This is a genomic window from Cupriavidus sp. 86D6, from assembly GCF_057815095.1.
On record NZ_JBYPSB010000001.1, the window covers coordinates 843032 to 865118 of the forward strand.

At 65.3% G+C, this 22087-nt stretch carries 20 protein-coding genes and 2 tRNA genes; 11 read left to right on the top strand and 11 right to left on the bottom strand.

The annotated features are described in order from the left end of the window. The first annotated feature begins 78 nt into the window (after window positions 1-78). Window positions 79-1611: an exopolyphosphatase gene (ppx, locus tag AC3G88_RS03915; RefSeq protein ID WP_488770395.1), complete on the top strand. Its 1533-nt coding sequence runs from the start codon at window positions 79-81 to the stop codon at window positions 1609-1611. A gap of 147 nt (window positions 1612-1758) precedes the next feature. Here the strand turns inward: ppx and AC3G88_RS03920 are convergent, their stop codons facing one another. The 4 genes from AC3G88_RS03920 to AC3G88_RS03935 form a co-directional block, all read right to left on the bottom strand. Further along, window positions 1759-2610: a GNAT family N-acetyltransferase gene (locus tag AC3G88_RS03920; RefSeq protein WP_488770394.1), complete on the bottom strand. Its 852-nt coding sequence runs from the start codon at window positions 2608-2610 to the stop codon at window positions 1759-1761. A gap of 233 nt (window positions 2611-2843) precedes the next feature. Further along, complete coding sequence (locus tag AC3G88_RS03925) at window positions 2844-3320, bottom strand: SixA phosphatase family protein (RefSeq protein ID WP_153945326.1); 477 nt, start codon at window positions 3318-3320, stop codon at window positions 2844-2846. 182 nt (window positions 3321-3502) lie between these two features. Then, window positions 3503-3724 (bottom strand): translation initiation factor IF-1, encoded by a 222-nt coding sequence (infA, locus tag AC3G88_RS03930; RefSeq protein WP_008641674.1) that lies wholly within the window; start codon window positions 3722-3724, stop codon window positions 3503-3505. A 685-nt stretch (window positions 3725-4409) separates the two neighbouring features. Beyond that, window positions 4410-4486 (bottom strand) — tRNA-Pro (locus tag AC3G88_RS03935). 423 nt (window positions 4487-4909) lie between these two features. Here AC3G88_RS03935 and AC3G88_RS03940 point away from each other — a divergent pair. From AC3G88_RS03940 to AC3G88_RS03950, 3 genes are all read left to right on the top strand, one after another. Then, complete coding sequence (locus AC3G88_RS03940; RefSeq protein ID WP_488770769.1) at window positions 4910-6178, top strand: GGDEF domain-containing protein; 1269 nt, start codon at window positions 4910-4912, stop codon at window positions 6176-6178. Window positions 6179-6311: 133 nt separating this feature from the next. Further along, window positions 6312-6965, top strand: coding sequence for a class I SAM-dependent methyltransferase (locus AC3G88_RS03945; protein WP_488770393.1), 654 nt, complete (start codon window positions 6312-6314; stop codon window positions 6963-6965). 91 nt (window positions 6966-7056) lie between these two features. Then, window positions 7057-7133: transfer RNA gene (locus AC3G88_RS03950), tRNA-Arg, on the top strand. Here AC3G88_RS03950 and arsB read toward each other — a convergent pair. The 4 genes from arsB to AC3G88_RS03970 form a co-directional block, all read right to left on the bottom strand. Continuing rightward, a complete protein-coding gene (gene arsB, locus AC3G88_RS03955) occupies window positions 7104-8198 on the bottom strand; it encodes an ACR3 family arsenite efflux transporter (RefSeq protein ID WP_488770392.1) in 1095 nt (364 codons plus the stop codon). The two genes, AC3G88_RS03950 and arsB, sit on opposite strands and share 30 nt — an antisense overlap. After that, window positions 8195-8707, bottom strand: coding sequence for an arsenate reductase ArsC (locus tag AC3G88_RS03960; RefSeq protein WP_488770768.1), 513 nt, complete (start codon window positions 8705-8707; stop codon window positions 8195-8197). The genes arsB and AC3G88_RS03960 overlap by 4 nt, the downstream gene beginning before the upstream one ends. Before the next feature lie 63 nt (window positions 8708-8770). Beyond that, window positions 8771-9100: an ArsR/SmtB family transcription factor gene (locus tag AC3G88_RS03965; RefSeq protein WP_488770391.1), complete on the bottom strand. Its 330-nt coding sequence runs from the start codon at window positions 9098-9100 to the stop codon at window positions 8771-8773. Window positions 9101-9192: 92 nt separating this feature from the next. Then, window positions 9193-9951, bottom strand: coding sequence for a sulfite exporter TauE/SafE family protein (locus AC3G88_RS03970; RefSeq protein WP_488770390.1), 759 nt, complete (start codon window positions 9949-9951; stop codon window positions 9193-9195). A gap of 180 nt (window positions 9952-10131) precedes the next feature. Between AC3G88_RS03970 and AC3G88_RS03975 the strand changes: the two genes are divergently transcribed. Further along, complete coding sequence (locus AC3G88_RS03975; protein WP_488770389.1) at window positions 10132-10596, top strand: MarR family winged helix-turn-helix transcriptional regulator; 465 nt, start codon at window positions 10132-10134, stop codon at window positions 10594-10596. Between the two features lie 42 nt (window positions 10597-10638). Here the strand turns inward: AC3G88_RS03975 and AC3G88_RS03980 are convergent, their stop codons facing one another. Continuing rightward, window positions 10639-11415, bottom strand: a complete 777-nt coding sequence (locus AC3G88_RS03980; protein WP_488770388.1) for an enoyl-CoA hydratase — start codon at window positions 11413-11415, stop codon at window positions 10639-10641. Between the two features lie 163 nt (window positions 11416-11578). On the opposite strand from AC3G88_RS03980, the gene AC3G88_RS03985 reads away from it, so the two are divergent. From AC3G88_RS03985 to AC3G88_RS04005, 5 genes are all read left to right on the top strand, one after another. Beyond that, window positions 11579-12913 carry an aminotransferase-like domain-containing protein gene (locus AC3G88_RS03985; RefSeq protein WP_488770767.1) on the top strand — a complete coding sequence of 445 codons (1335 nt, stop codon included), beginning with the start codon at window positions 11579-11581 and terminating at the stop codon, window positions 12911-12913. A gap of 105 nt (window positions 12914-13018) precedes the next feature. Beyond that, window positions 13019-13573 carry a type 1 glutamine amidotransferase domain-containing protein gene (locus AC3G88_RS03990; RefSeq protein WP_488770387.1) on the top strand — a complete coding sequence of 185 codons (555 nt, stop codon included), beginning with the start codon at window positions 13019-13021 and terminating at the stop codon, window positions 13571-13573. Window positions 13574-13741: 168 nt separating this feature from the next. Continuing rightward, complete coding sequence (locus AC3G88_RS03995) at window positions 13742-15844, top strand: TonB-dependent receptor (RefSeq protein ID WP_488770766.1); 2103 nt, start codon at window positions 13742-13744, stop codon at window positions 15842-15844. Between the two features lie 80 nt (window positions 15845-15924). Next, on the top strand, window positions 15925-16782 hold the full coding sequence (locus AC3G88_RS04000; protein WP_488770386.1) for an SDR family NAD(P)-dependent oxidoreductase: 858 nt from the start codon (window positions 15925-15927) through the stop codon (window positions 16780-16782). Window positions 16783-16804: 22 nt separating this feature from the next. Further along, window positions 16805-17059, top strand: coding sequence for a DUF2795 domain-containing protein (locus tag AC3G88_RS04005; RefSeq protein ID WP_488770385.1), 255 nt, complete (start codon window positions 16805-16807; stop codon window positions 17057-17059). Window positions 17060-17349: 290 nt separating this feature from the next. On the opposite strand, the gene AC3G88_RS04010 is transcribed toward AC3G88_RS04005, so the two are convergent. Together AC3G88_RS04010 and AC3G88_RS04015 are read right to left on the bottom strand one after the other, a co-directional pair. Next, the gene (locus AC3G88_RS04010) at window positions 17350-18999 is read right to left on the bottom strand and encodes a GMC family oxidoreductase (protein ID WP_488770384.1); all 1650 of its coding nucleotides are present in this window, start codon (window positions 18997-18999) and stop codon (window positions 17350-17352) included. A 36-nt stretch (window positions 19000-19035) separates the two neighbouring features. Next, window positions 19036-21036: an alkyl/aryl-sulfatase gene (locus AC3G88_RS04015; protein WP_488770383.1), complete on the bottom strand. Its 2001-nt coding sequence runs from the start codon at window positions 21034-21036 to the stop codon at window positions 19036-19038. Between the two features lie 101 nt (window positions 21037-21137). On the opposite strand from AC3G88_RS04015, the gene AC3G88_RS04020 reads away from it, so the two are divergent. After that, on the top strand, window positions 21138-22037 hold the full coding sequence (locus tag AC3G88_RS04020) for a LysR family transcriptional regulator (protein WP_488770382.1): 900 nt from the start codon (window positions 21138-21140) through the stop codon (window positions 22035-22037). The last annotated feature ends 50 nt before the right edge of the window (window positions 22038-22087 follow it).

The following is a 22087-nucleotide window of genomic DNA, read 5'->3' on the forward strand; positions in this document are numbered from 1 at the left end:
GTCATGATGCAGACATGACAGGGACATAATCTTTCGGGTTTTGGCCCGCCACGGCCGATCCCGCGTAACACTGACGCAATGACACAGAATCCCCGCTTGCTGGCCGCCGTCGACATGGGCTCCAACAGCTTCCGCCTGATGATCGGGCGGGTGGATGAAACGCCCACTGCCTCCGGTCCCGCCAGCCAGATCTTCCAGGTCGACGCGCTGCGCGAGCCGGTCCGGCTGGCCGCCGGCCTGACGCCGGACAAGTATCTGGACCAGCCGGCCCGCCGCCGGGGTGTTGACGCGCTGCGCCGCTTCGGCGACCGCCTGCGCGACTTCGCACCCGAGCAGGTGCGCGCGGTGGCCACCAATACGCTGCGCGTGGCCAGGAATGCTTCGGATTTCCTGATCGAGGCCGAGGCCGCCCTGGGATTCCCGATCGAAGTGATCGCCGGCCGCGAGGAAGCGCGCCTGATCTACCTGGGCGCGTCGCATGATGCGCCGGCTTGCCAGGGCAACCGGCTGGTCGTGGATATCGGCGGCGGTTCCACCGAATTCATCATTGGCAGCGGCTATCAGTCCAAGCTGATGGAAAGCCTGTACATCGGCTGCGTATCGCATAGCCGTCAGTTCTTTCCGAGCGGCAACGTCGACGAATACGCGTTCAAGCAGGCCGAACTGGCCGCGCGCCGCGAGATCCAGGTACTGGTGCGCCAGTACAAGGCAGCCGGCTGGCAGCAGGCGGTAGGGTCGTCGGGTACTGCGCGCGCCCTGGCGGAACTGATCGAGCTCAACGGGATGAACGACAGCGCGTCCGAGCACGGCATTACGCGCGAAGGGCTGGAGCGCCTGAAACGGGCGCTGGTCAAGGCCGAAAACACCAATCGGGTGAAGCTGACCGGCCTGAAGGCCGACCGGATTCCGGTGCTGCCGGGCGGCCTGTCGATCATGCTCGGCGTGTTTGCCGAACTCGATATCGACCGCATGGACGTCACGGACGGCGCGCTGCGCCTGGGGGTGCTGTACGACCTGCTGGGCCGCAGCCACCATGAGGACATGCGGACCGTAACGGTCGACCAGTTCATGCGCCGCTATGCCGTGGACCGCCCGCAGGCCATACGGGTGGGGCAGGCGGCCCGCGATCTGCTGGCGCAGTTTCCCGAGCCGCGCAACGAGCGCCGCGAGGACAACCTTGCGTTGCTGGGCTGGGCGGCCAGCCTGCACGAGATCGGCATGACGATCTCGCACAGTGGCTATCACAAGCATTCGGCCTATATCGCCACGCACGCCGACATGCCCGGTTTCTCGAAGACCGACCAGGCGCGCCTGGCCACGCTGCTGCTCGGCCACGCGGGCAAGCTAGGCAAGCTGTCCGGCAGCGGCAAGTTCCTGGACTGGCGCATGCTGTTCAGCCTGCGGCTGGCGTTTGTACTATGCCGCCGGCGGGGCGACATGAAGCTGCCGCACATCCAGGTCAGGCAGCGTTCAGATGAACTCGACGAGGGCTTCGAGGTGCGGCTGCCGAAATCGTGGATCGATGCCAACCCGCTGGTGGAATACAGTCTGGCGCAGGAGGCCGACGAGTGGGAACGCGTGGGCAAGCGTTACAAGGTCGTCTACGTCTGAGACGGCTGGCCCGTGGGCCGGGCAACCCGGCCACCCGGCGACCCGGCGACGAAACAGGAACGGCGACTCCGATGAGTCGCCGTTCCTGTTTCCGGTACCGGATCGATCAGCCGTTTCGTCCGGTAAGAGGGGGCTGCCGATCAGCGGTCAGGCCGATTGCATGCCCAGGAAGTGCCGGGCATAGCGCGGGTTCATGTCGCGCACGCGCAGCAGGGTCAGGAAATCGGCGACGTTGAAATTGGGGTCCCAGGCCGGCAGGCCGCAGATCTTGGCGCCCAGCCGCAGATAGCCCTTGATCAGCGCGGGCGGCTCCACGTCAAGCGTCTGGTTCAGGTCGTCCACCGGCAGCGGCACGCGCGGGAAGGCGTGATATTCAATCGGTGCCAGCGACTTTTCTGCGAACTGCCGATAGAGGCTGGCCGCGTAGTGGCCGCCGTCGCTCATCGGCACGCTGGCGCAGCCCAGCATCGATTCGAGGTTGTAACGCTGCAGGTATTCGCCCAGGCCGCCCCACAGGGCCATGATCACGCTGCCCGAGCGGTAGTCGCGGTGCACGCACGAACGGCCTAGCTCCAGCATTTTCGGGCGCAGGTGCGCCAGGCGGACCAGATCGAATTCGGATTCTGCGTAGAGGCAGCCGATGCGCTTGGCCTGGTGCGGCGGCAGCACGCGGTAGGTGCCCACCACCTTGAGCGTTTCCTGGTCGCGCACGATCAGGTGGTCGCAGTAGGCGTCGAACATGTCCACGTCGGTCTCGGTGGCCGTCGATTGCAGGCGCGCGCCCATTTCCTCGGCGAACACCTTGTAGCGCAGACGCTGCGCCTCGGCTACTTCGTCCTGGTGACGTGCCCACGCCACGCTGAAAGCAGGCGCCGGAGCTTGAATCTGGGTTTGGAGATGTGCTGGCTGACGAGGAAGACGCCTCCGCGCCGACTGGCCGGTCAGGCCAGTGGGCAAGGAGTCGAAAAGCGGCTGGGTAGGCGTCGGTAAGTCTCGCATCAGTGTGTCCTTTCGGTGACGAAACGGCTTCGAAACAATGTAGAGAGGCCGGGTGACAGCGCCGTGAACCGATGATGACGCTTCCGTGACTGACACATCGTTGTCGCCGGCGCAAGCCTTAACGATAGGACAGGCTTCCGCTAGAGCACATCGGCGATCGTCCAAATGAACAAACAGATGCCAAATTTGTGACAGCGAAATCTCATTTTCGCCGTCATTGTCTTAAAAATGGTTCAGAGGAGGTCGGGCTGAATCACCGCGCGGAGCACGACCTGCGCTTCATTTTCGCGTGTGCGTCCGGCCAGCCACCAGATGCCGCTTTTCTTCACGCTCCAGGGCAGTTCCTGGCCGGCCAGCAGCAGGCTGGCCAGTTGTCCGATCCACGGCTGGTGGCCCACCACGACGGTGTGGTCGCTGCCCTGCGGCCAGTCGATCGCGGCCAGCACGGCGCCCACATCGGCGCCCGGTGCCAGATCATCGAGGATTTCGGCCTTGCCCGACAGGGCCGCTGCGGTTTCCCGCGTACGCAGGGCCGGGCTGCAGACCACGCGGTAGTCGGCGGGCAGGTGGGCGCGCAGCCAGTTGGCGGACGTTTCGGCCTGCTTGCGGCCGCGGCGGGTCAGGGGGCGCTGGAGATCGGCGCTGCGGGAGATGCTCAAGGCATCGGGCAGATCTTCGGCCTCGGCATGGCGCCACAGGATCAGATTCATATTGGGCAGAGGCTTCGTCGAGCCTTGAGTATGGTGACGCGCGGGGCGTGCCGCAAGTGCGCGACCGGGCCGCCAAAAACAAAACGGGCCATCCAGTGGGCAAAGCCCACGGATAGCCCGTCAGTGTCCGGAGCAGCGATGTCAGCCGCGTGACAGCGGCGCATCGGCTGCGCGCCGCGAACTCAGGACTTGTGGCGGAAGTTGATGCGGCCCTTGGTCAGGTCGTAGGGCGACATTTCCAGGGTGACGCGGTCGCCGGCCAGGATGCGGATGCGGTGCTTTTGCATCTTGCCCGAAGCGTATGCCCAGATTTCCACGCCGTTTTCCAGCGTCACGCGATAACGGTTGTCGGGCAGGGCTTCCGACACCACGCCGCCAAATTCAATGAGTTCTTCCTTAGCCAATCTGTTTTCCTTTGTGGCAGCCACGAAGGCTGCGTTAAGTGGGTGAGTATCCTGTGGGCGCCCGGTCGCGCGCATCCACGTCATGCCGCCATGGCGGCCGCCGCGCGATACGTCGTCGGGAAGCAAGCTGACGGGCTTGGCAAACCATGGAGCCAGGCGGGTCAGAGAATCGAGTAGGGGCGCGGATGACCCTGACGATTGCCTTGCCACTTACGGCTGCGCGGGCGTCTGGCGCGACCGTGTACATCACGGGGACAGCGGGCAAGGTGTTTCCGGGGCCGGCAACGCATCCGCCCTGTCATATCCGAATCAACAATATGAGGGCGGGCCGGCGGTATTCCAGTGCGCCAGGCGGCGCTTTCCCGGTTAACAGGGCATGCTCAGATACCCCGAACTGACGCGCGATTGTAGCACGATCGCACCATCTTCGCAGGCGCAGCATCCGCTACGGCGCTGTTGCGCCAACGCCATGCACAGGCGGCTGGTGCCATGGTGCAGCGCGGCGCGATGCCGCTGATACACAGTCCGTATGCGATTCATTCGCCACATGGACGAGGTGCGCGGCATGGCGCCGTGATCCTTGCCTGCGGCGCAAATTTCGCAAGCGCGAACACGAAAAAGAAAAAAGGGCTCACGTCTTTCAACGTAAGCCCTTGATCCTTGTACCTAAAACTACTTGCAAATATGGTCGGAGCGATAGGATTCGAACCTACGACCCTCTGATCCCAAATCAGATGCGCTACCAGGCTGCGCTACGCTCCGGAGCCGGCGATTCTATCGCGACACGTGCGGCCAGGTCAAATGTGGCGTGCGAAGGATGGCAACGCGCGGAAGTGGCGGGCACGTACCCCGCTTCAGGTGGGATCGTATTTGGCTTGACTTGATGCGTCGCGCTGACATAATCCGCACACCGCATCGGTCCGACCCGGCGCTTCACGCCTGGCAATGCTGTGCCCACCCGGACCTGGTCCCACTATCACAACTATGGCACGCCAGCCCCGCTAGCGACGCGGACGCGCTGCGCCGTGCCTGATCCATACTTCGCCCGCGATGCCCCGCATCGACGTGACGCGGAGGTGCCGGACTTTGCGGAAACAAAACAGGACGGCTGCTCGCAGGCCGCAAACAGAAGGCAGTCCGGTGCCACGCGGGGCACCGGCGATGTCTTTGTGAACGGGAATGAAGATGTTTCAGTCGCAGGTGGTAGTGCTGATCGCGGCCTTGTTCGTGCTGCAGATGGCGATCGTCTGTGCCGTATTGCGGCGCTCTGCCGGTATGGAGCGCAGCGGGCTCACCTCGTGGGCGATCGGCGATCTGGTAGTGACCCTGGCCGCGGTATTGCTGGCCGCCCATGGCTACCGTCCCGAATGGCCGCTGGCCGCCTTGCCGGAGCTGGCCCTGACGGCCGGGCTGTCGATGATGGTCCACGGCACGCGTCATTTTGTCGGCAAGCCGGGGCGGGCCCTTGTGCTGGCCGTGCTGAACCTGCCCGGCGCCATCGTGTTCGGGTTGCATATGGCCGGCGGACTGATGGGCCGCGCGCCCGGCCCGCTGTCGGCCGGGATGCTGGTGTCGCCGTCCGTCGTGGCAGGGCTGATGCTGGCCTCGTCGTTGATCCAGATGCTGCTGTTGCTGGAAATGATCCGCGTGGTCGTGCCGCGTTTGCCCGCGAAGCGCGGCACGGGTCGCCTGGCCATCCTGTCGCTGACGCTCGTGGCACTGGCCTGCACGGTGTTTGCAGGCGCGCAGGCATGGGCGCCGCTGTCGACGCTGGTCGATGGCCATCCGCTGGCCACGCCGGACGAGCGCGACAACATCACCCTCTGCTTCGTGTTCGGCGTGGTGGGGCTGTCGGTCAGCTTCGCGCTGATGGCGCATGACCGCCTGCGGCGCATCATCGAACGCCGCGCGCGCCATGACGACCTGACCGACGTGCTGTCGCGCGGCGCATTCTGGGAAGAGCTGGAACTCGAATGCAAGCGGGCCGAGCGCCAGCGCACCGCGTTCACCGTGGCCTTCATCGACCTCGATCACTTCAAGGCCATCAACGACCTCTACGGGCATCTGGCGGGCGACAGCGTCCTGCGCCATTTTGCGGGGCTGCTGCGCAAGGCCGCGCCGGCGCGGGCCGTGCTGGGCCGGCTGGGCGGCGAGGAGTTCGCGATCGTCATGCCCGACACCACGCTGGAAACCGGCCGCGCCATCAGCGTCCGGCTGAGCGCGATGGTGCGTTCGGCGCCATGCCCGTCGGAGCCCGATGCCATTGCCTATACGGTCAGCATCGGCATGGCCGAGCGCCAGGCCGGCGAGAACGCCGACGCGGTCATGCGGCGCGCCGACCGCGCGCTCTACGATGCCAAGCAGATGGGCCGCAACTGCGTGTCTTCGCACGACACGGCCGAGGGTGTCGGCATGCCGCGCCGGCCGCGCGTGCGCGAGCGCGAGTCGTCCTGAGTTCGGCATCCATATCGCTGTTTCGCCAGCCTTGGCCTGGGCCGACTTCAGTTTCGTCGAAATCTGATTCAAGGCCCGGCTCGCCGATGCTATAGATGCGCAGGTCACTGCAACGCGCCTTGCGCCAACATCCATGGACATCATCCGGCCGGAACACGCTGCCCAGCAGGCCAGGCAGATTCACCAGAACATTCCCGGCGCGACGTCGATCTCGATCCTGCGCCGCGTGCATGATTCCCGCTATGCCACGCGTTACTTCGTCGGCAATGGCCTCGATATAGGCGGCGGCATCGATTCCATCGCGCTGTTCGCCGACATGTTCCCGGCGATGAAGCATGTCTTCGTCTTCGATATGCAGCATGGCGACGCCCAGTACCTGGAACGGGTGGAGGACGAATCGTTCGACTTCGTCTATTCGTCGCACTGCCTGGAGCATATGGTCGATCCGGCCGTAGCCATCCGGCACTGGATACGGGTCGTGAAGCCGGGAGGGCACCTGGTGATCCAGGTGCCGGACGAAGACCTGTACGAGCAGGGGCACTGGCCCTCGCGGTTCAACAACGATCACAAGCACACGTTCACGATGTTCAAGGCGCGGTCGTGGTCGCCGGTGTCCATCAATGTCATCGACTTTGTCCGGTCCGTATGCGACCAGGTATCGCCAATCTCGATGTTTCGCGTCGACATCGGCGTGCGGCAAAGCCTGCTGAACCGAGATTTCGATCAGACGCGCACACCCACCGCGGAGTGTGCCATCGAGTTCATCCTGCAGAAGCATCCCAGGTAGGCGGGCGCGTTCCCCTTGCGCAACCGGTGCGGTAGAATGCACGCCTTGCCGCAACGGCAAGGCCGTCCAAGGCCCAGACAGCCACGGCCATCCGCCCTTAGCTCAGTTGGATAGAGCACTCGCCTTCTAAGCGAGCGGTCAGAGGTTCGAATCCTCTAGGGCGGGCCACTGATTCGATTCATACCAGTGCTGTGAGCGATTGACCACGCCAACCACAAACAGCATCACGGGAACCTCGATCAGCACGCCGACGACGGTGGCCAGCGCCGCCCCGGACTGGAATCCGAACAGGCTGATGGCGGTGGCCACGGCCAGCTCGAAGAAGTTGCTCGCGCCGATCAGCGCCGATGGGCCCGCCACGCAATGGGCCACACCGAGCTTGCGGTTCAGCAGGTAGGCCAGGCCGGCGTTCAGCAAGACCTGAATCAAAATCGGCACGGCCAGCAGCAGGATGATCAGCGGCTGCTCGACGATGGCATTTCCCTGGAATCCAAACAGCAGCACCAGCGTCGCGAGCAGGGCGGTGATAGAGTAGGGGCCGAGCGCGCCAACGACGCGCTTGTAGGTGGCGTCGCCGCGCGCCAGCAGTGCCTTGCGGATGGCCTGTGCGATCAGCACCGGCACCACAATGTAGAGCGCGACCGACGTGATGAGCGTGTCCCACGGCACGGTAATCGACGACAGGCCTAGCAGCAGTGCGACAACAGGCGCGAAGGCCACGACCATGATCGCGTCGTTGAGCGCCACTTGCGACAGGGTGAAGTACGGGTCGCCCTTGCAGAGCTGCGACCAGACGAACACCATCGCCGTGCAAGGCGCCGCCGCCAGGAGGATCAGGCCAGCGATGTAGCTGTCGAGTTGATCCACTGGCAGCCAGCCAGCGAACAGATGGCGCACGAAGATCCAGCCCAGCAGGGCCATCGAGAACGGCTTGACGAGCCAGTTCACGAACAGCGTCACGCCGATGCCGCGCCAGTGTCCCGCGACCTGCCCCATGGCGCCGAAATCGATCTTGATCAGCATCGGGATGATCATGATCCAGATCAGCACGCCGACCGGCAGGTTCACCTTTGCGATCGCCATGTCGCCAATGGCCAGAAAGACCGGTGGCAACCATTGGCCAAGCAGGATCCCAGCGACAATGCAGAGGGCCACCCAGACGGTCAGGTAGCGTTCGAAAAAGCCGATGGCGGTGGCTTGCGCGGCCCCTGCTGACCGTTGCGCTGTGCTCATTGCCCCGCCTCGGCAGGCGGCTCGCCGATGGCGCGTATCTCCTTCTGGATAGCGTTGCGGTCCAGCACGTGCAGCGGCAGGTTCACGAATTGGCTGACGCGGTTCAGGATCTGACGGAAGACCTGATCAAAGACCTTGCGCTTCTCGTCGTCCGAGCCCTGGATGGCGGCGGGGTCCATAAAGCCCCAATGCGCCGTGATGGGCGTGCCCGGCCAGATTGGGCAGACCTCGCCCGCGGCCTGGTCGCAGACGGTGATGACGAAATCCATCCGGGGTGCGTCGGGCAGGGCGAATTCGTCCCAGCCCTTGCTACGCAGGCCCGAGGTGTCGTAGCCAATCGACTGGCACCGCTCGATGGCAAAGGGATTGACCGCGCCCGCTGGATGGCTGCCGGCGCTGTAGGCGTGAAAGCGTCCCTTGCCGAGCACGTTGAACAGTGCTTCGGCCATCACGCTGCGGGCGGAGTTACCGGTGCACAGCACCAGTACGTTGAAAGTCTTGTCGGGCATGGTGCTTGTTGGGCGGTTGAGCGATGTTCGGGCGAGCGGGTGCATCCTGGCCCGCTTCATGGGTCAGCTCTCCGTTGGGACGGAACACGAGGACACCGGCGAGCACGGATTACCGCCACAGCAGTTTTCCGTGAGATAGCCGAGCAGGGCATTCATGGTCTGGAAGCGCGCCATGTAGAGGATCGACCGGCCTTCCTGACGGCTGGCCAGCAGACCGGCGCGGTGCAGTTCCTTGAGGTGGAACGACAGCGAGGAGGCCGGCATCTCCATCAGTTCGGCAATGCGGCCGGCGGGCAGGCCTTCGGGGCCGGCCTGCACGAGTAGACGGAACACGGCCAGGCGGATGGCGTGGGCCAGCGCAGAAAGGGCTTCGAGAGCGTTTTCGGTTTCCATGATTCGAATATAGTCGAATCATGGAAATTTCACAACTACGGCAATCCCGCAAGCGTACTTCTGTGACAAACACCAGCCGAACGCCGGCCTGCCTAGGAAAGGTAGCCGGCCGCGCCATCCCACAGCAGCTTTATCGCCGTGATGACCAGCAGTCCGTAGCAGGCCCTGTACATCTGGCGTTGATCGAGCCGCGCATGCAGACGCCAGCCCAGCCAGACACCCGCAGGGACGGCAAGCAGGCAGATCGCCATCAACGTCCAGACGGCACCAACCGGCCTTGCCAGCGCCAGCCAGGGTACTGCCTTGAGGGCGTTGCCCACCGTAAAGAACATGCTGGTGGTTCCTGCGTAGACCTGCTTGCTCAGGCCCAGCGGCAGCAAGTAGATCGCCAGCGGCGGCCCGCCGGAGTGGGCAACCATGGTGGTGATACCCGACGTCAGGCCCGCCGCCAGGGCCTTGGGCGAGGACCTGGGCTGCACTGCGACATCGGCGCCCCGCAACAGCCATAGCCCGACAAAGCTCAACGTGACCACGGCCATGACGATGGAGATGGCGCGATGGTCCAGTACCTTGAACAGGAAGTAGCCGACCCCGATGCCTGCCACCAGCCCGGGCACCAGCAACAGCAGGTCGGGCCTGGACCACGTCGATGGCTTCCAGTAGCGCAGGCTGAACAGATCCATCGCAACGAACAGTGGCGCCAGCAGGCCGCCGGCCGAGACGGGGTCCATCACCAGCGACAACAGCGGAATGCCGACGATGGCAAATCCTCCGCCAAAGGCGCCCTTCATGAAGCAGATCAGGAAAACCCCGGCAAAGGTCACGAGGATGGTGGTGGTATTGAGTTCCATGATGGCTTCGGCATTGAGGCCGGTCGTCTGGTGATCATCGTAGAGTGCCTACCCAATACAATCAAACCATTGTCATGGATACAATTTCCGTCACCCCGCCGAAAGCTGCTTAGGGCTGCCCATGGCGCCGCGTGATATGATTCGCGCGCGAACTAAACGATCAACGCTGCCGGGCCCAGCATGAAACATCGTCTTGTGTATCTTCTGAACGTTGGACAGCGACGGCTGCAACGCTGGTCGCAGGCGCGTGCCGCCCGTGGTGGCGTCACGGCCGCGCAATCGGGGCTGCTGTTCTATCTGGGTACGCACAACGGCGCGCTGATGAGCGAAGCCGCGGCCGCGCTGGACCTGGGCGCGCCTGGAATGAGCGGCCTGGCCGACCGGACGGAAAGAGCGGGCCTGATAGAACGCCGTGCGGACGAGATGGACGGCCGCGCATCGCGGCTGTGGCTCACGGACGCCGGGCGCGCCGCGCGGCAGCGTGCCAAGGCCGGCATGACGGACCTCAACGCCAGGCTGACCGAGGGCTTTACCGAAGCCGAGATCGATGTGGTGGCGCGATGGCTGACCAGCCTGCAGACCAAGTTTCCGGTCGCGGGCGATGCGCGCGACGGGCGCGACGATCGCGACGAGGGCCACGACTAGGCGGCGCCTGGCCTGGTCCGCGGCTGAGCAGCACGATGCAGCCTATTGCTGGCTGACGTTCGAAAAGTCAGGCTTGCGCTTTTCGGCAAAGGCGGTGAATGCTTCGCGGGCTTCCGCGCTCGTCAGCCGCTCCTGGAACTTCGCGCTCTCGGTATCCATCTGCGTCACCAGCATCGCGGCCTGGCGCATCAGGGCTTTCGTGGCGCTCAGCGACCCGGCAGGCTTGGCGGCAATGCGTTCTGCGATCTGCCGTGCCTCGGTGCGGAGCTGGTCATTGGCGCACACCTTGTTGGCGATGCCCCAGGCGAGCGCGGTCTGTCCGTCGAGCGGATCTCCCATGGCAAACATCTCGAAGGCCCGCGCGTGGCCGATGCGCAGCGGCAGCAGATAGCTGGAGGCCGCTTCCGGCACCAGGGCAAGGTTGACGAACGGCGTGATCAGTTGCGCGTCCTGTGCCAGCAGCACGTAGTCGCAATGCAGCAGCATTGTGGTGCCTACACCCACCGCCTTGCCATGAACCGCGGCAACGATGGGCACCGTCGCCTTCGCCAGCGCATGCAGAAAGCGGTGGACATGCCGTTCGCTGGGGCCCTTGCCCACGGCGATCGCCGCGAACTCGCCCACATCGTTCCCCGCAGTGAACATGTCGCCATCCCCTTGTACCAGCACCACGCGCACGTTTCCGTCGTGCTCGGCGCCCTCGATGGCGTCGGCCAGGGCGCCGTACATCTCGTTGGTCAGGGCGTTCTTCTTGTCGGGGCGGGCAAGCGTGATGGTCAGTACGCCATGTGTCAGGTCGATTTGAATTGCCGCGGTCATGCTGGTCTCCGTTGGTTTAAATTCGCATGCGAAGTATATAGATAATTCGTATGCGAAGTAAACCGTCGGCGATGCGATGCGAAACAGGTTGCACGGTGAGTTGCACTGCGCGATCCGGGGTCATAATCAGTACATTCTTTTCATTGTCATGCGTCCGCTCGCCATGCCTCGACACCGCTACAAGCAACTGGTCGACCAATTCGCCGCAGATATCCAGGACGGCCGGCTGCGTCCTGGCACCCGCTTGCCGACACACCGTGAACTTGCCGCCCGCGAAGGCCTGGCGCTTGTGACGGCGACCCGCGTCTATGCGGAACTGCACGCCATGGGGCTGGTAAGCGGCGAGACCGGACGGGGCACGTTCGTCAAGGAAGTGCTTCCGCCTGGACACGGTATCGATCTCCAGCCATGGAGCGACGACACCGTCGACCTGAGCTTCAACAATCCGTCGATACCAGGCCAGGGCGACCTGCTCCGGACGGCGCTGCGCGAACTGGCCGGCACGGGCAATCTCGAGGCGTTGCTCCGATACCATCCGCATGGTGGCCGGATGCGTGACCGCGAGACGATGGCCCGGCATCTTGCCGGACGCGGATTGTCCGCGAGCGCGGACAACACGGTGCTGGTAAGCGGCGCACAGCACGGCCTGACGGTCACGGCGATGGCGTTGCTGGAACCCGGCGACGTGGTTGCGGTTGACGCGCTGACGTACCCGGGATTCAAGCTCACCGCAGAAGCGTGCCGGCTGGAACTGGTGGCGATTCCCGCAGGCACCAAGGGTCCGGACCTGGACGCACTGGCGGGACTGTGCCGGCAACGCCGGGTGCGCGCCGTGTACACAATGCCGACGCTGCACAATCCGCTTGGCTGGGTCATGAGCGCGCGCGGGCGGCGCGATCTCGTTGCCATCGCGCGGCGCCATGGTCTGATCCTGATCGAAGACGCTGCATACGCGTTCCTGGAAGCCGACGCGCCGCAGCCATTGGCCGCATTGGCGCCCGAATTGACCGTGTACGTATCGAGTCTCTCCAAAAGCGTGGCAACGGGGCTCCGCGTCGGCCCGGTCTGCGCGCCGCCAGCCTGGATTCCAAAGTTCGAGCGCACGATCCGCGCAACCACCTGGCATACGCCAACCATGATGACCGCCATTGCCTGTGGCTGGATCGAAGACGGGACGGTCGCGCGCCTGGAGGCGCAGAAGCGAAATGACGCCGCCTTACGCCAAGGTGTCGTGACCGAAGTGCTCGGGCATCTGCATCCCGTCCGGCACCGTGCGTCCTATTTCGTCTGGCTCCCGCTGCCGGAAGACGCACGAGCCGATGCCATCGCCAAGACGCTGCTCGCGCAGCGCATCTCCGTATCCACCGCGCTTGCCTACGCGGCATCGAAACAGGTGCCGCACGCGATCCGGCTCGCACTGGGCTCCGTCCCCGTTGACATGCTGCGGCAGGCACTGCAGACCGTCGCCAGGGTCGTGGACGATCACGCGTACCGGTAGCCTTATGCTGGACGGGCGGGGCAGGGCAGCCGGCGCGGGCGCGCGGCTGGCATGGCCAGTGCTTGGCATGTTCCATCCCGAAACGGACGAACAAGGAGGACAAGCATGGCTGACAGAACGCTTGATGGCCTGAAAGTGGCCATTCTCGTGACCGACGGATTCGAGCAGGTGGAACTTGAGGAGCCTCGCAAGGCGTTGGACGCCGCAGGCGCCACGACCCAGGTCGTTTCGCCCAAGGACCGCGAGGTGAAAGCCTGGAAGTTCAAGGAGTGGGGCGACGCAACGCCGGTGGACAGGCCATTGGCGCAGGCGCGCGCCGACGACTTCGACGCGCTGCTCTTGCCGGGTGGTGTGATCAACCCCGACGCGCTGCGCATGGATGCGTCTGCCGTGTCGTTCGTCAAGTCATTTGTCGATGCGGGCAAGCCTGTGGCTGCGATTTGCCATGGACCGTGGACGTTGATCGAGGCGGGCGCGGTCAAGGGGCGCAGGATGACGTCGTGGCCGTCGCTGAAAACCGATCTGGTCAACGCTGGCGCCAACTGGGTCGACGAGCAGGCAGTGGTGGACGGCAACCTGGTCACCAGCCGCAACCCCGACGACATTCCCGCGTTCAGCCAGGCAGCCATTGAGATGTTCGCAGGTGCACGTCGTAAATAGTCCAAAAGCGCGCCACACGGCAGCTCGGCCGATGCGCGCTGCGCATCGGCCATAAAGCAATGTGCGCCCGGATTGGCATGAAGCTTGCATAATGGATCATGCCAATCCACATAATAAAAAATGCGCCACCGTATGTCTTTTCGCCGTGCGCCGTCGTTGCGCTCGGCAATGCCCACGCTTGGGGTGCTTTCCGCAACGCTGGCCACCATCCCGCCAACCGCACTGGCCGGCGGCCTTCAGCAAGCCCAGCACGTATTACCAGAGGTCGCCGTCCAGGCGGCACGATCCGACGGTGCAACATCGGACGCGGCCGTGTCCGCCAACCAGGGCTATGTCGGCCGCGACCAGCTTGCCAATCGTCCATTGCTGCGTCCCGGCGAACTGCTCGAAACCGTCCCGGGACTGATCGTCACGCAGCACAGCGGCGATGGCAAAGCCAATCAGTATTTCCTGCGCGGCTTCAACCTCGACCACGGCACGGACCTTTCCACCACCGTGGCAGGCATGCCGGTCAACATGCGCACGAATGCTCATGGGCAGGGCTACACCGACCTGAATTTCGTGATTCCGGAACTGGTCAGCGGCATCGCCTACAAGAAGGGCACGTATTTCGCCGAAGAGGGCGACTTCTCTGCGGCGGGTGCAGTGCGGATGGACTACCTGTCGCAACTGCCTGCCGGTATCGCGCAGATCGAGCTGGGCCAACATGACTATCGTAGGGCCGTGCTGGCCAATTCGCATCAGGTGGGCCCGGGAACCGCCCTTTATGGTCTGGAGTGGTTGCAAGAGAACGGTCCCTGGGTGTTGCCCGAAGGCGTTCGCAAGCTCAACGGCGTGTTCCGCTACACGCTGCCGCTCAGCGCGGGGGAGCGCGTGAGCGTCACCGCCATGGGCTATCGCAATCGCTGGGATTCGACCGACCAGGTGCCGCAGCGTGCGATCAACGCGGGGCTTATCTCGCGCTTTGGGTATATCGATCCGACAGATGGCGGCTATGCGTCGCGCTACAGCCTGTCCGCCGATTGGCTCAGGCCGGTGCAATCGGGCCTGTTCAAGGCGAATGCCTATGTCATCAAGAGCCGGCTCCAGCTTTTTTCCAACTTCACCTACGCGCTGGACAATCCGGAGCGTGGCGACCAGTTCCAGCAATTCGAGAATCGCGTCACGGCGGGCGTCAATGCGTCGAGACTCTGGTTGGGCAAGCTGGGACAGCGCGATACCGAAACCGAGGTCGGTGTGCAGGTGCGCTATGACCGTCTGGACCCCATCACACTGGCCAACTCGGAAGCGCGACAGATCTACGAAACGGTACGGACCGACACCGTCAACGAAACCAGCGCCGCGCTCTACGTGCGCAACACGACGGAATGGCTGCCGTGGCTGCGCACCATCGCGGGCCTGCGCGCGGATCGTTTCTGGTATGGCGTATCGAGCGACAATCCCGCCAACTCAGGGCATGGCGCCGACCATATCGTCAGCCCGAAGTTCAGTGTCGTCATGTCGCCGGCCGACCAGACCGAAGTGTTTCTGAACTGGGGGCGCGGCTATCACAGCAACGATGTACGGGGCGCGACCACCACGATGGACCCGACCACCGGGCAGCCGACGCAGAAGGTCAGCGTGCTCGTGCCGGCAACGGGCTACGAGATCGGCGTCCGCACCCGGCGTCTGGCGCACGGCCTGCAATTGTCGGCGTCGCTCTGGCAACTCGATATCGGCTCCGAGCTCGTGTTCTCCGGCGACAGCGGCACCACGGAACCAAGTCGGCCGAGCCGCCGCCGTGGCGTTGAGTTGGCGGGCTACTATGCGCCGCCAGACGGCTTGCTGGCCGGGCTGATTCTCGACGCGGATGCTGCCTTCTCTGGCGCGCGCTTCCGGGATCACCAGGACATTGGTGACCACATCCCGGAGTCCATCCAGACGACGGCATCGGCGGGCGTCTCGTACAACACCGGACGATGGTCCGTCGGTGCCAGGGCGCGCTACTTCGGTCCGCGTCCGCTCGTCGAGGACAACAGCGTGCGGTCCGCTTCCTCGTTCCTGGTGAATCTGAAGGTCGGCTATCGTGTACTCAAGGGCGTGCGAATCTTTGCCGAAGTGCTCAATGTGTTGGGCAAGCGGGTCAACGACATCGACTACTACTACGCGTCGTTGCTGAAAGGCGAGACCTCCGCTTCAAACGCCGATGGCTCGCCCGCCGGCATCAACGACCACCATATCCATCCGGCCGAGCCGCGGACATTCCGGGTGGGCGTGCTCTGGAATTTCTGACCGTTGGCCCGTGGCAGGTCTTCCGCTGGTACGACATTTGCACGCTGCTGGCTAGATATGTTCCGACAGGGGAGGTGGCCGTGAACTCGTCAAACAGCGATGTGGATTATGCCGAACTGGGGCTGCAGGATATTTCCGACACGCGCCCCCTGGCCATTGTCACCGGGGCATCGACCGGCATCGGCTTTCACCTGGCGGATTGTTGCGCGGCCAGCGGCATGGATCTGATCGTCGTGGCCGACGAACCCGAGATTGCCGATGCAGCCGCCCGCCTGCGCGAACATGGCGCGGCGGTGGAGTCGCTGGTTGCCGATCTGTCCACGCGGGCAGGCGTGGACGAATTACTATCCAGCGTGCGCGGCCGGCGCATCGACGTGCTGTGTGCCAATGCCGGCAGGGGTCTGGGCCATGCCTTTGTCGACCAGGATTTTGCCGATATTGCGCGGGTGCTCGAAACGAACGTGGTGGGTACCTTGTACCTGCTGCATAGCGTTGCGCGGCATATGCGCGAGAACCGCGCCGGCCGCATCCTGATCACGGGATCGATTGCGGGCCTGATGCCGGGCACCTACCAGGCTGTCTACAACGGCACAAAGGCGTTTCTGGATTCGTTTGCCTTTGCGCTGCGCCACGAACTGGCCGATAGCCGCGTCAGCGTGACATGCCTGATGCCGGGCGCCACCGAGACCGAGTTCTTCCGCCGCGCCGACATGCTCGATACGCGCATGGGCGAGGCGAAGAAGGATGACCCCGCAGATGTGGCGCAGCAGGGATTCGAGGCCATGATGCGCGGCGAGGCCGAAGTCGTTACCGGCTGGCAGAACAAGCTCCGGGCGGCCATTGCATCGATCACCCCGTCGGATCTGCTGGCCGAACAGCATCGCAAGATGGCCGAGCCGCTCGACAAGGAGCGGAAGGCCGAAGGCGCGGTGCGCTGAGCCCTTCCACAGGAGCAAAACCATGGCCGACAGCCAGTCGCAATCCGCTTCCGGTGCTTCCGGTGCTTCCCGCAGCCCCGATCCGATCGAACTGCAAAAGGCACTCAAGGGGCTGGACTATCCCGCCACTCGGGGCGCATTGATCTCTGCCGCGCGCGACAACCGGGCGGACGACCGCATCATCAACGCACTGATGCGCATACCGGAACAGCACTACGAAAGCCCCGCCAAGGTGTCCGAGGCGGTGGCCGCTCACCGGGACGACCCTGCACGTTGAGCAGCGCGGCGAGGGGGTCACCCATGTCGCCGCGTGCCGCATGTCGTCCACGGCATGCCCGACCCGTGTTGTGCGTTGCACCGGGCCGTTCCCGATTGGGCCTTCCCTGCATGGGCTTCGCAAAACGCGGACGCATTTCTTGCCAGCGGCGGTAGTGCCTACACCGACAATGTGCATCGGGCCGACACGGTTGCCGGCGATCGCTTTGGCAGGCAGTGGGCCGATGTGGAGAAACGGCGACATCGGGACAGGCTGTCGCAGCCTGCCCCGCCTGCAGCCTGATGTGCCGTTCAGGCCGCCATCCGCAGCAGATCGGCGGCGCGCTCGGCAATCATGATGGTGGGCGCGTTGGTGTTGCCGCCGATCAACGTGGGCATGACCGAGGCGTCCACCACGCGCAGGCCTTCCACGCCGTGAACACGCAGTTGCGGGTCCACCACGGCCATGGCATCGACGCCCATCTTGCAGGTGCCCACGGGGTGGTAGATGGTGTCGGCGTGGGCGCGCACGAAATCGCGGATGGCCCCATCGTCGCCGTCGCCGGGTCCGAGCAGGGCGGTCAGCGGGTCGCTGCCGCCCGCTTCGGCCAGCGCCGACTGGGCGAAGATCCGCCGCATCAGCTTCACGCCGGCCACCATGCCGTCCAGGTCGGACGCGGCAGACAGGAAGCGCGGGTCGATGCGCGGGGCATCGCGCATGTCCGCCGATGCCAGTTCCACCGTGCCACGGCTTTCCGGGCGCAGCACGCAGGCGTGGCAGGAATAGCCATGGCCGGGCCGGCCCTTGCGCAGTACGTTGGAATTGCCCAGCAGCGCCGGCGCGAAATGCAGCTGCAGGTCGGGGGCGGTCAGGCCCGGTTGCGTCCGCACGAACGCGCCGGCCTCGGCCACGGGCGATGCCAGCATGCCGGTGCGCCGCCAGCGGTAGCGCATGACCTCGCCGGCCATGCGTGCCACGCCGCGCAGCGAGTAGCCGTAGAGATGCCACGACGTGACCGGCTTGCCGATGATGACGTCGAGATGGTCCTGCAGGTTCTGGCCCACGCCGGGCAGGTCATGTACCACGGCAACGCCCACGCTGCGCAGGTGGTCGGCCGGGCCCACGCCCGACGCCATCAGCAGCTGTGGCGAATGGAACGCGCCGCCGCTGACGATGACCTCGCGCCGCGCGCGCAACGTCTGCGTCTGGCCGTCACGCACCACCTCCACGCCCACGGCGCGCTTGCCTTCGAACACGATGCGCAGCGCCTGCGTGCCGGTCATCACGCTCAGGTTCTGGCGGCCGCCGTTGTGGCCGGCGTCGGCGCGGTTGCCGCGATGCAGATAGGCGCGCGCCGCGTTCCAGCGTTCGCCATTGAACTGCGTGGCCTGGTACAGCCCCACGCCTTCCTGCTCGGCACCGTTGAAGTCCTGGTTCAGCGGCAGGCCAGCCTGCGCCGCCGCCTGCACGAAGCGGCGCGAGAACGGATTCGGCGTGCGCAGGTCACTGACATGCAGGGGGCCGCTGCCGCCGTGCCAGGCGTCGTCGCGGCCGGCATTGCGCTGGTTGCATTCGCTGCGGCGGAAGTAGGGCAGCACGGCGTCGTAGCCCCAGCCGTCGCAGCCCAGTTCGGCCCAGCGGTCGTAGTCGCTACGGTGGCCGCGCACGTAGAGCATGGCGTTGATCGACGAACTGCCGCCCAGTCCGCGCCCGCGCGGCTGGTACGACTGGCGGCCGTTCAGGCCCGGCTGCGGCACGGTCCGGAAGCCGTAGTTGCGCGGCCCCGGATGGGGCACCGTCCTGGCGATGGCCAGCGGCGTCCAGACGCTGGGGTGATGGTCGTCAGGCCCCGATTCGAGCAGGGCCACGGTCACGCCGGGCTGGTCCGCCAGCCGTCCGGCCAGCGCACAGCCGGCCGAGCCGGCGCCCACGATGATGTAGTCGAAGCTGGTATCGCCCATGAATGGTGTCTCCTCGGGGTTGTTCTTGTGGGGGGCTTATTTCTGGAAGCCGTGCGGCGTCACGATATTGAAGTTCGGGTCGAACGTGTCCAGCATGCCGAACAAGCCTGCCACGGCCTGCGGATTGCCGTCTATCCGGACCGCGCCCGACTGCATGGCTTGTGGCAGCGTCAGCTGTTTCAGGCTGATCTGGTCCAGCGTGGCCTTGGTCAGCGAGACCGTGGCGGTGGGCTGCGCGTGCTGGGCCTCTGCCACGTAGGTCAGCGCGCTGTTGCGCAGCGTCATGGCATAGCGTTGCTTGAGGTCGGTGAATTGCCAGTTCAGCGTCAGGGTCTTGCCGGCCGCCTTGTCGGCGTTCAGGCGGACCGCCAGGAAATCGAAGAAGTTCGGCACGCTCAGCGCGCGGACCAGGTCCGACGAACTGGTACCCGTGGTGGACGGCCTGGCCACGCCATCGCGCAATTCCTGGGCACCGGTCAGATAGATATTGCGCCAGGTGGCGTTCTCGCTCTGGTAGCCCAGCTGCTCCAGCGCATCGGCCTGCAGCGCGCGGGCGGCGGCGTTGGACGGATCGGCGAATACCAGTTCGTTGCCGATCTGGCTGACCCAGCGGTACTCGCCCCGCGCGTAGGCGTCGCGCAGGCGGGCCAGCACGGCGTCGGGGCCGCCCATCCATTCGATGGTCTTCCTGGCGGCCTGCTCGGGCGGCAGCGGATTCAGGTGGGCCGGGTTGCCGTCATAGAAGCCCAGATATCGCTGGTACACCGCGCGAACATTGTGGCTGACCGACCCGTAGTAGTCGCGCGCATACCATTTGCTGGCCAGCGGCTGCGGCAGGGTTTTTAGCTGATCGGCGATGTCCAGCGGCGTGTAGCCCTGGTTCATCAGGCGCAGCGCCTGGTCGTTCAGGTAGGCGTACATGTCGCGCTGGTCGGATAGCATTTCGACGATGCGCTCGCGGCCCCAGGTGGGCCAGTGATGCTGGCCGATCAGGATGTCGGTGCGCTCGCCGTAGCGCAGCAGCGCTTGGCCCAGGAAGTACGACCAGCCCTTGGCATCGCGCACCTGCGCGCCGCGCAGCGTCAGCACGTTGTGCTGGGTGCGCACGGCGTTTTCGGCCATGCACAGCGTGCGGAACTGCGGCAGGTAGACGTTCATCTCCGCGGGCGCCTCGGTGCCGGGCGTCAGCTGGAATTCGAAGTCCACGCCATCGATGCGCCGGGTCTCGATCGCCCTCGTGATCGACGACGTGGGCGCCAGCAGCGTCATGGTGCCGCGTGCCGTGGCCTTGCCCAGGCCGGTATCGACCTGGCCCGTGGCGCTTTTCGGCAGCTGCGTGCCATACATGTACTGCGCACGGCGGCTCATGGCGCTACCGGCCAGCACGTTCTCGCTGACCGCCTCGTCCATAAAGCCGCTTGGCGCCAGGATCTCCACCTTGCCGCTCTTGACATCGGCTTCGTTGACGATGCCGCGCACGCCGCCGAAGTGGTCGACGTGGCTATGGGTGTAGATCACCGCCACCACCGGCTTGCGGGGGCGGTGGGCGTAGTACAGGTCCAGCGCGGCGCGGGCGGTCTCGGCGGTCAGCAGCGTATCGATCACGATCAGGCCGGTATCGCCCTCGATGATGTTCATGTTGGCGATGTCCGCGCCGCGCACCTGGTACACGCGGTCGGTGACCTTGAACAGCCCCGCTTCGTTGTTCAGCTGCGCCAGCCGCCACAGGCTCGGATTGACGGTTTTTGGCGCGTCCGCCGCCGATTCGAACGCGTAGGCGTTGAAATCCCACGCCACCTTGCCGTCCGCGGTCTTGATGGCGGCCTCTGGAAAGCGCGCCACCAGCCCGCGCCGGGCGTCCTCGAAATCGGCGCGATCCGAGAACGGCAGGCGGCGCAGCCATTCGGCATTCGATTGCTCGGTCAGTGGCGTGGCGGCGTTCGGGCCAGCCGGCGTGGCCGAAGCTGCCGAAGCGGTCGGCGCGGCGGGCAGGGTCAGAACGGCTGCGGCCAGCATGGCGGTGCGGGCAAAACGCATGGGAAATCGACTCCTCGGTTGGGCAAGGCATCCATTGAAAGCGCGCCGCACCTATAATTCAATTGCAAATTTCGTATCGCAGCAATGCGAATGGTGCATATATGAATCTGAAACGGCTCGAACACCTGGTGGCGGTGGCGGAAGAAGGCTCGCTGGCTGCGGCGGCACGGCGCGTGCATCTGAGCCAGCCCGCGCTGACGCGCAGCATCCAGGCGCTGGAGGAAGAGGCCGGCGCCGTGCTGTTCGACCGGGGCGCGCGTGGCGTGACGCTGACCACCGTGGGCCGCATGGTGACCGAGCGCGCCCGGCGCATCCTGTTCGAGTCGGGCTGCCTGGCGCGCGACCTGGCCCTGGTGCGGCAGCACGAGATCGGCAGCGTGCAGATCGGGCTGGGGGCGTTCCCGGCGGCCATCCTGCTGCCGGAACTGCTGTGCCAGCTGCACCGGCAATGGCCGAAGCTGCGCATCACGACCGAGGTCAGCCATCCCGCCGCGTTGCTGGACGCCTTGCACGGCGAGCAGGTGGATTTCGTGGTGGTCGAGCACAGCACCGTGCCCACGGCCGCCGAACTGGAAGTGATACGACTGCCCGCCGGCCCCGGCGGGGTCTATGCCCGCGCCGGGCATCCGCTGGCGGCAGGGCCCGTGAGCCTGGCCACGCTGCGCGAATCGGCGCTGGTATCGGTGGTCTTCCCACCGGAAACCCACGAACGGCTGCGCAAGCTGCTGCGCTGCAAGCCGGGCGAGGCCTTGCCGTTCCAGGTGGAAAGCAACGATTTCCGCGCGCTGACGCACCTGGTGCGGCATGCCGATGCGCTGCTGCTGGCGCCGGCGCGGGCGGTGCGCGAGGAACTGGTCGAAGCCGGCCGGCTCGTCGCGCTGGAGATCCCGGAGTTGCCCGAGATCACGATGCAGTTTGCGATCGTCCGGCTCGCGCAGCGGACGCTGTCGCCGGCGGCCGAGCGCGCCGTGGCCGTGATCGAGTCCATCGCGCGGACGTGAAAACGGGGCAGAGGCAAACAAAAAAGCGCCCCAGGGAGCGCTTTCTCGAT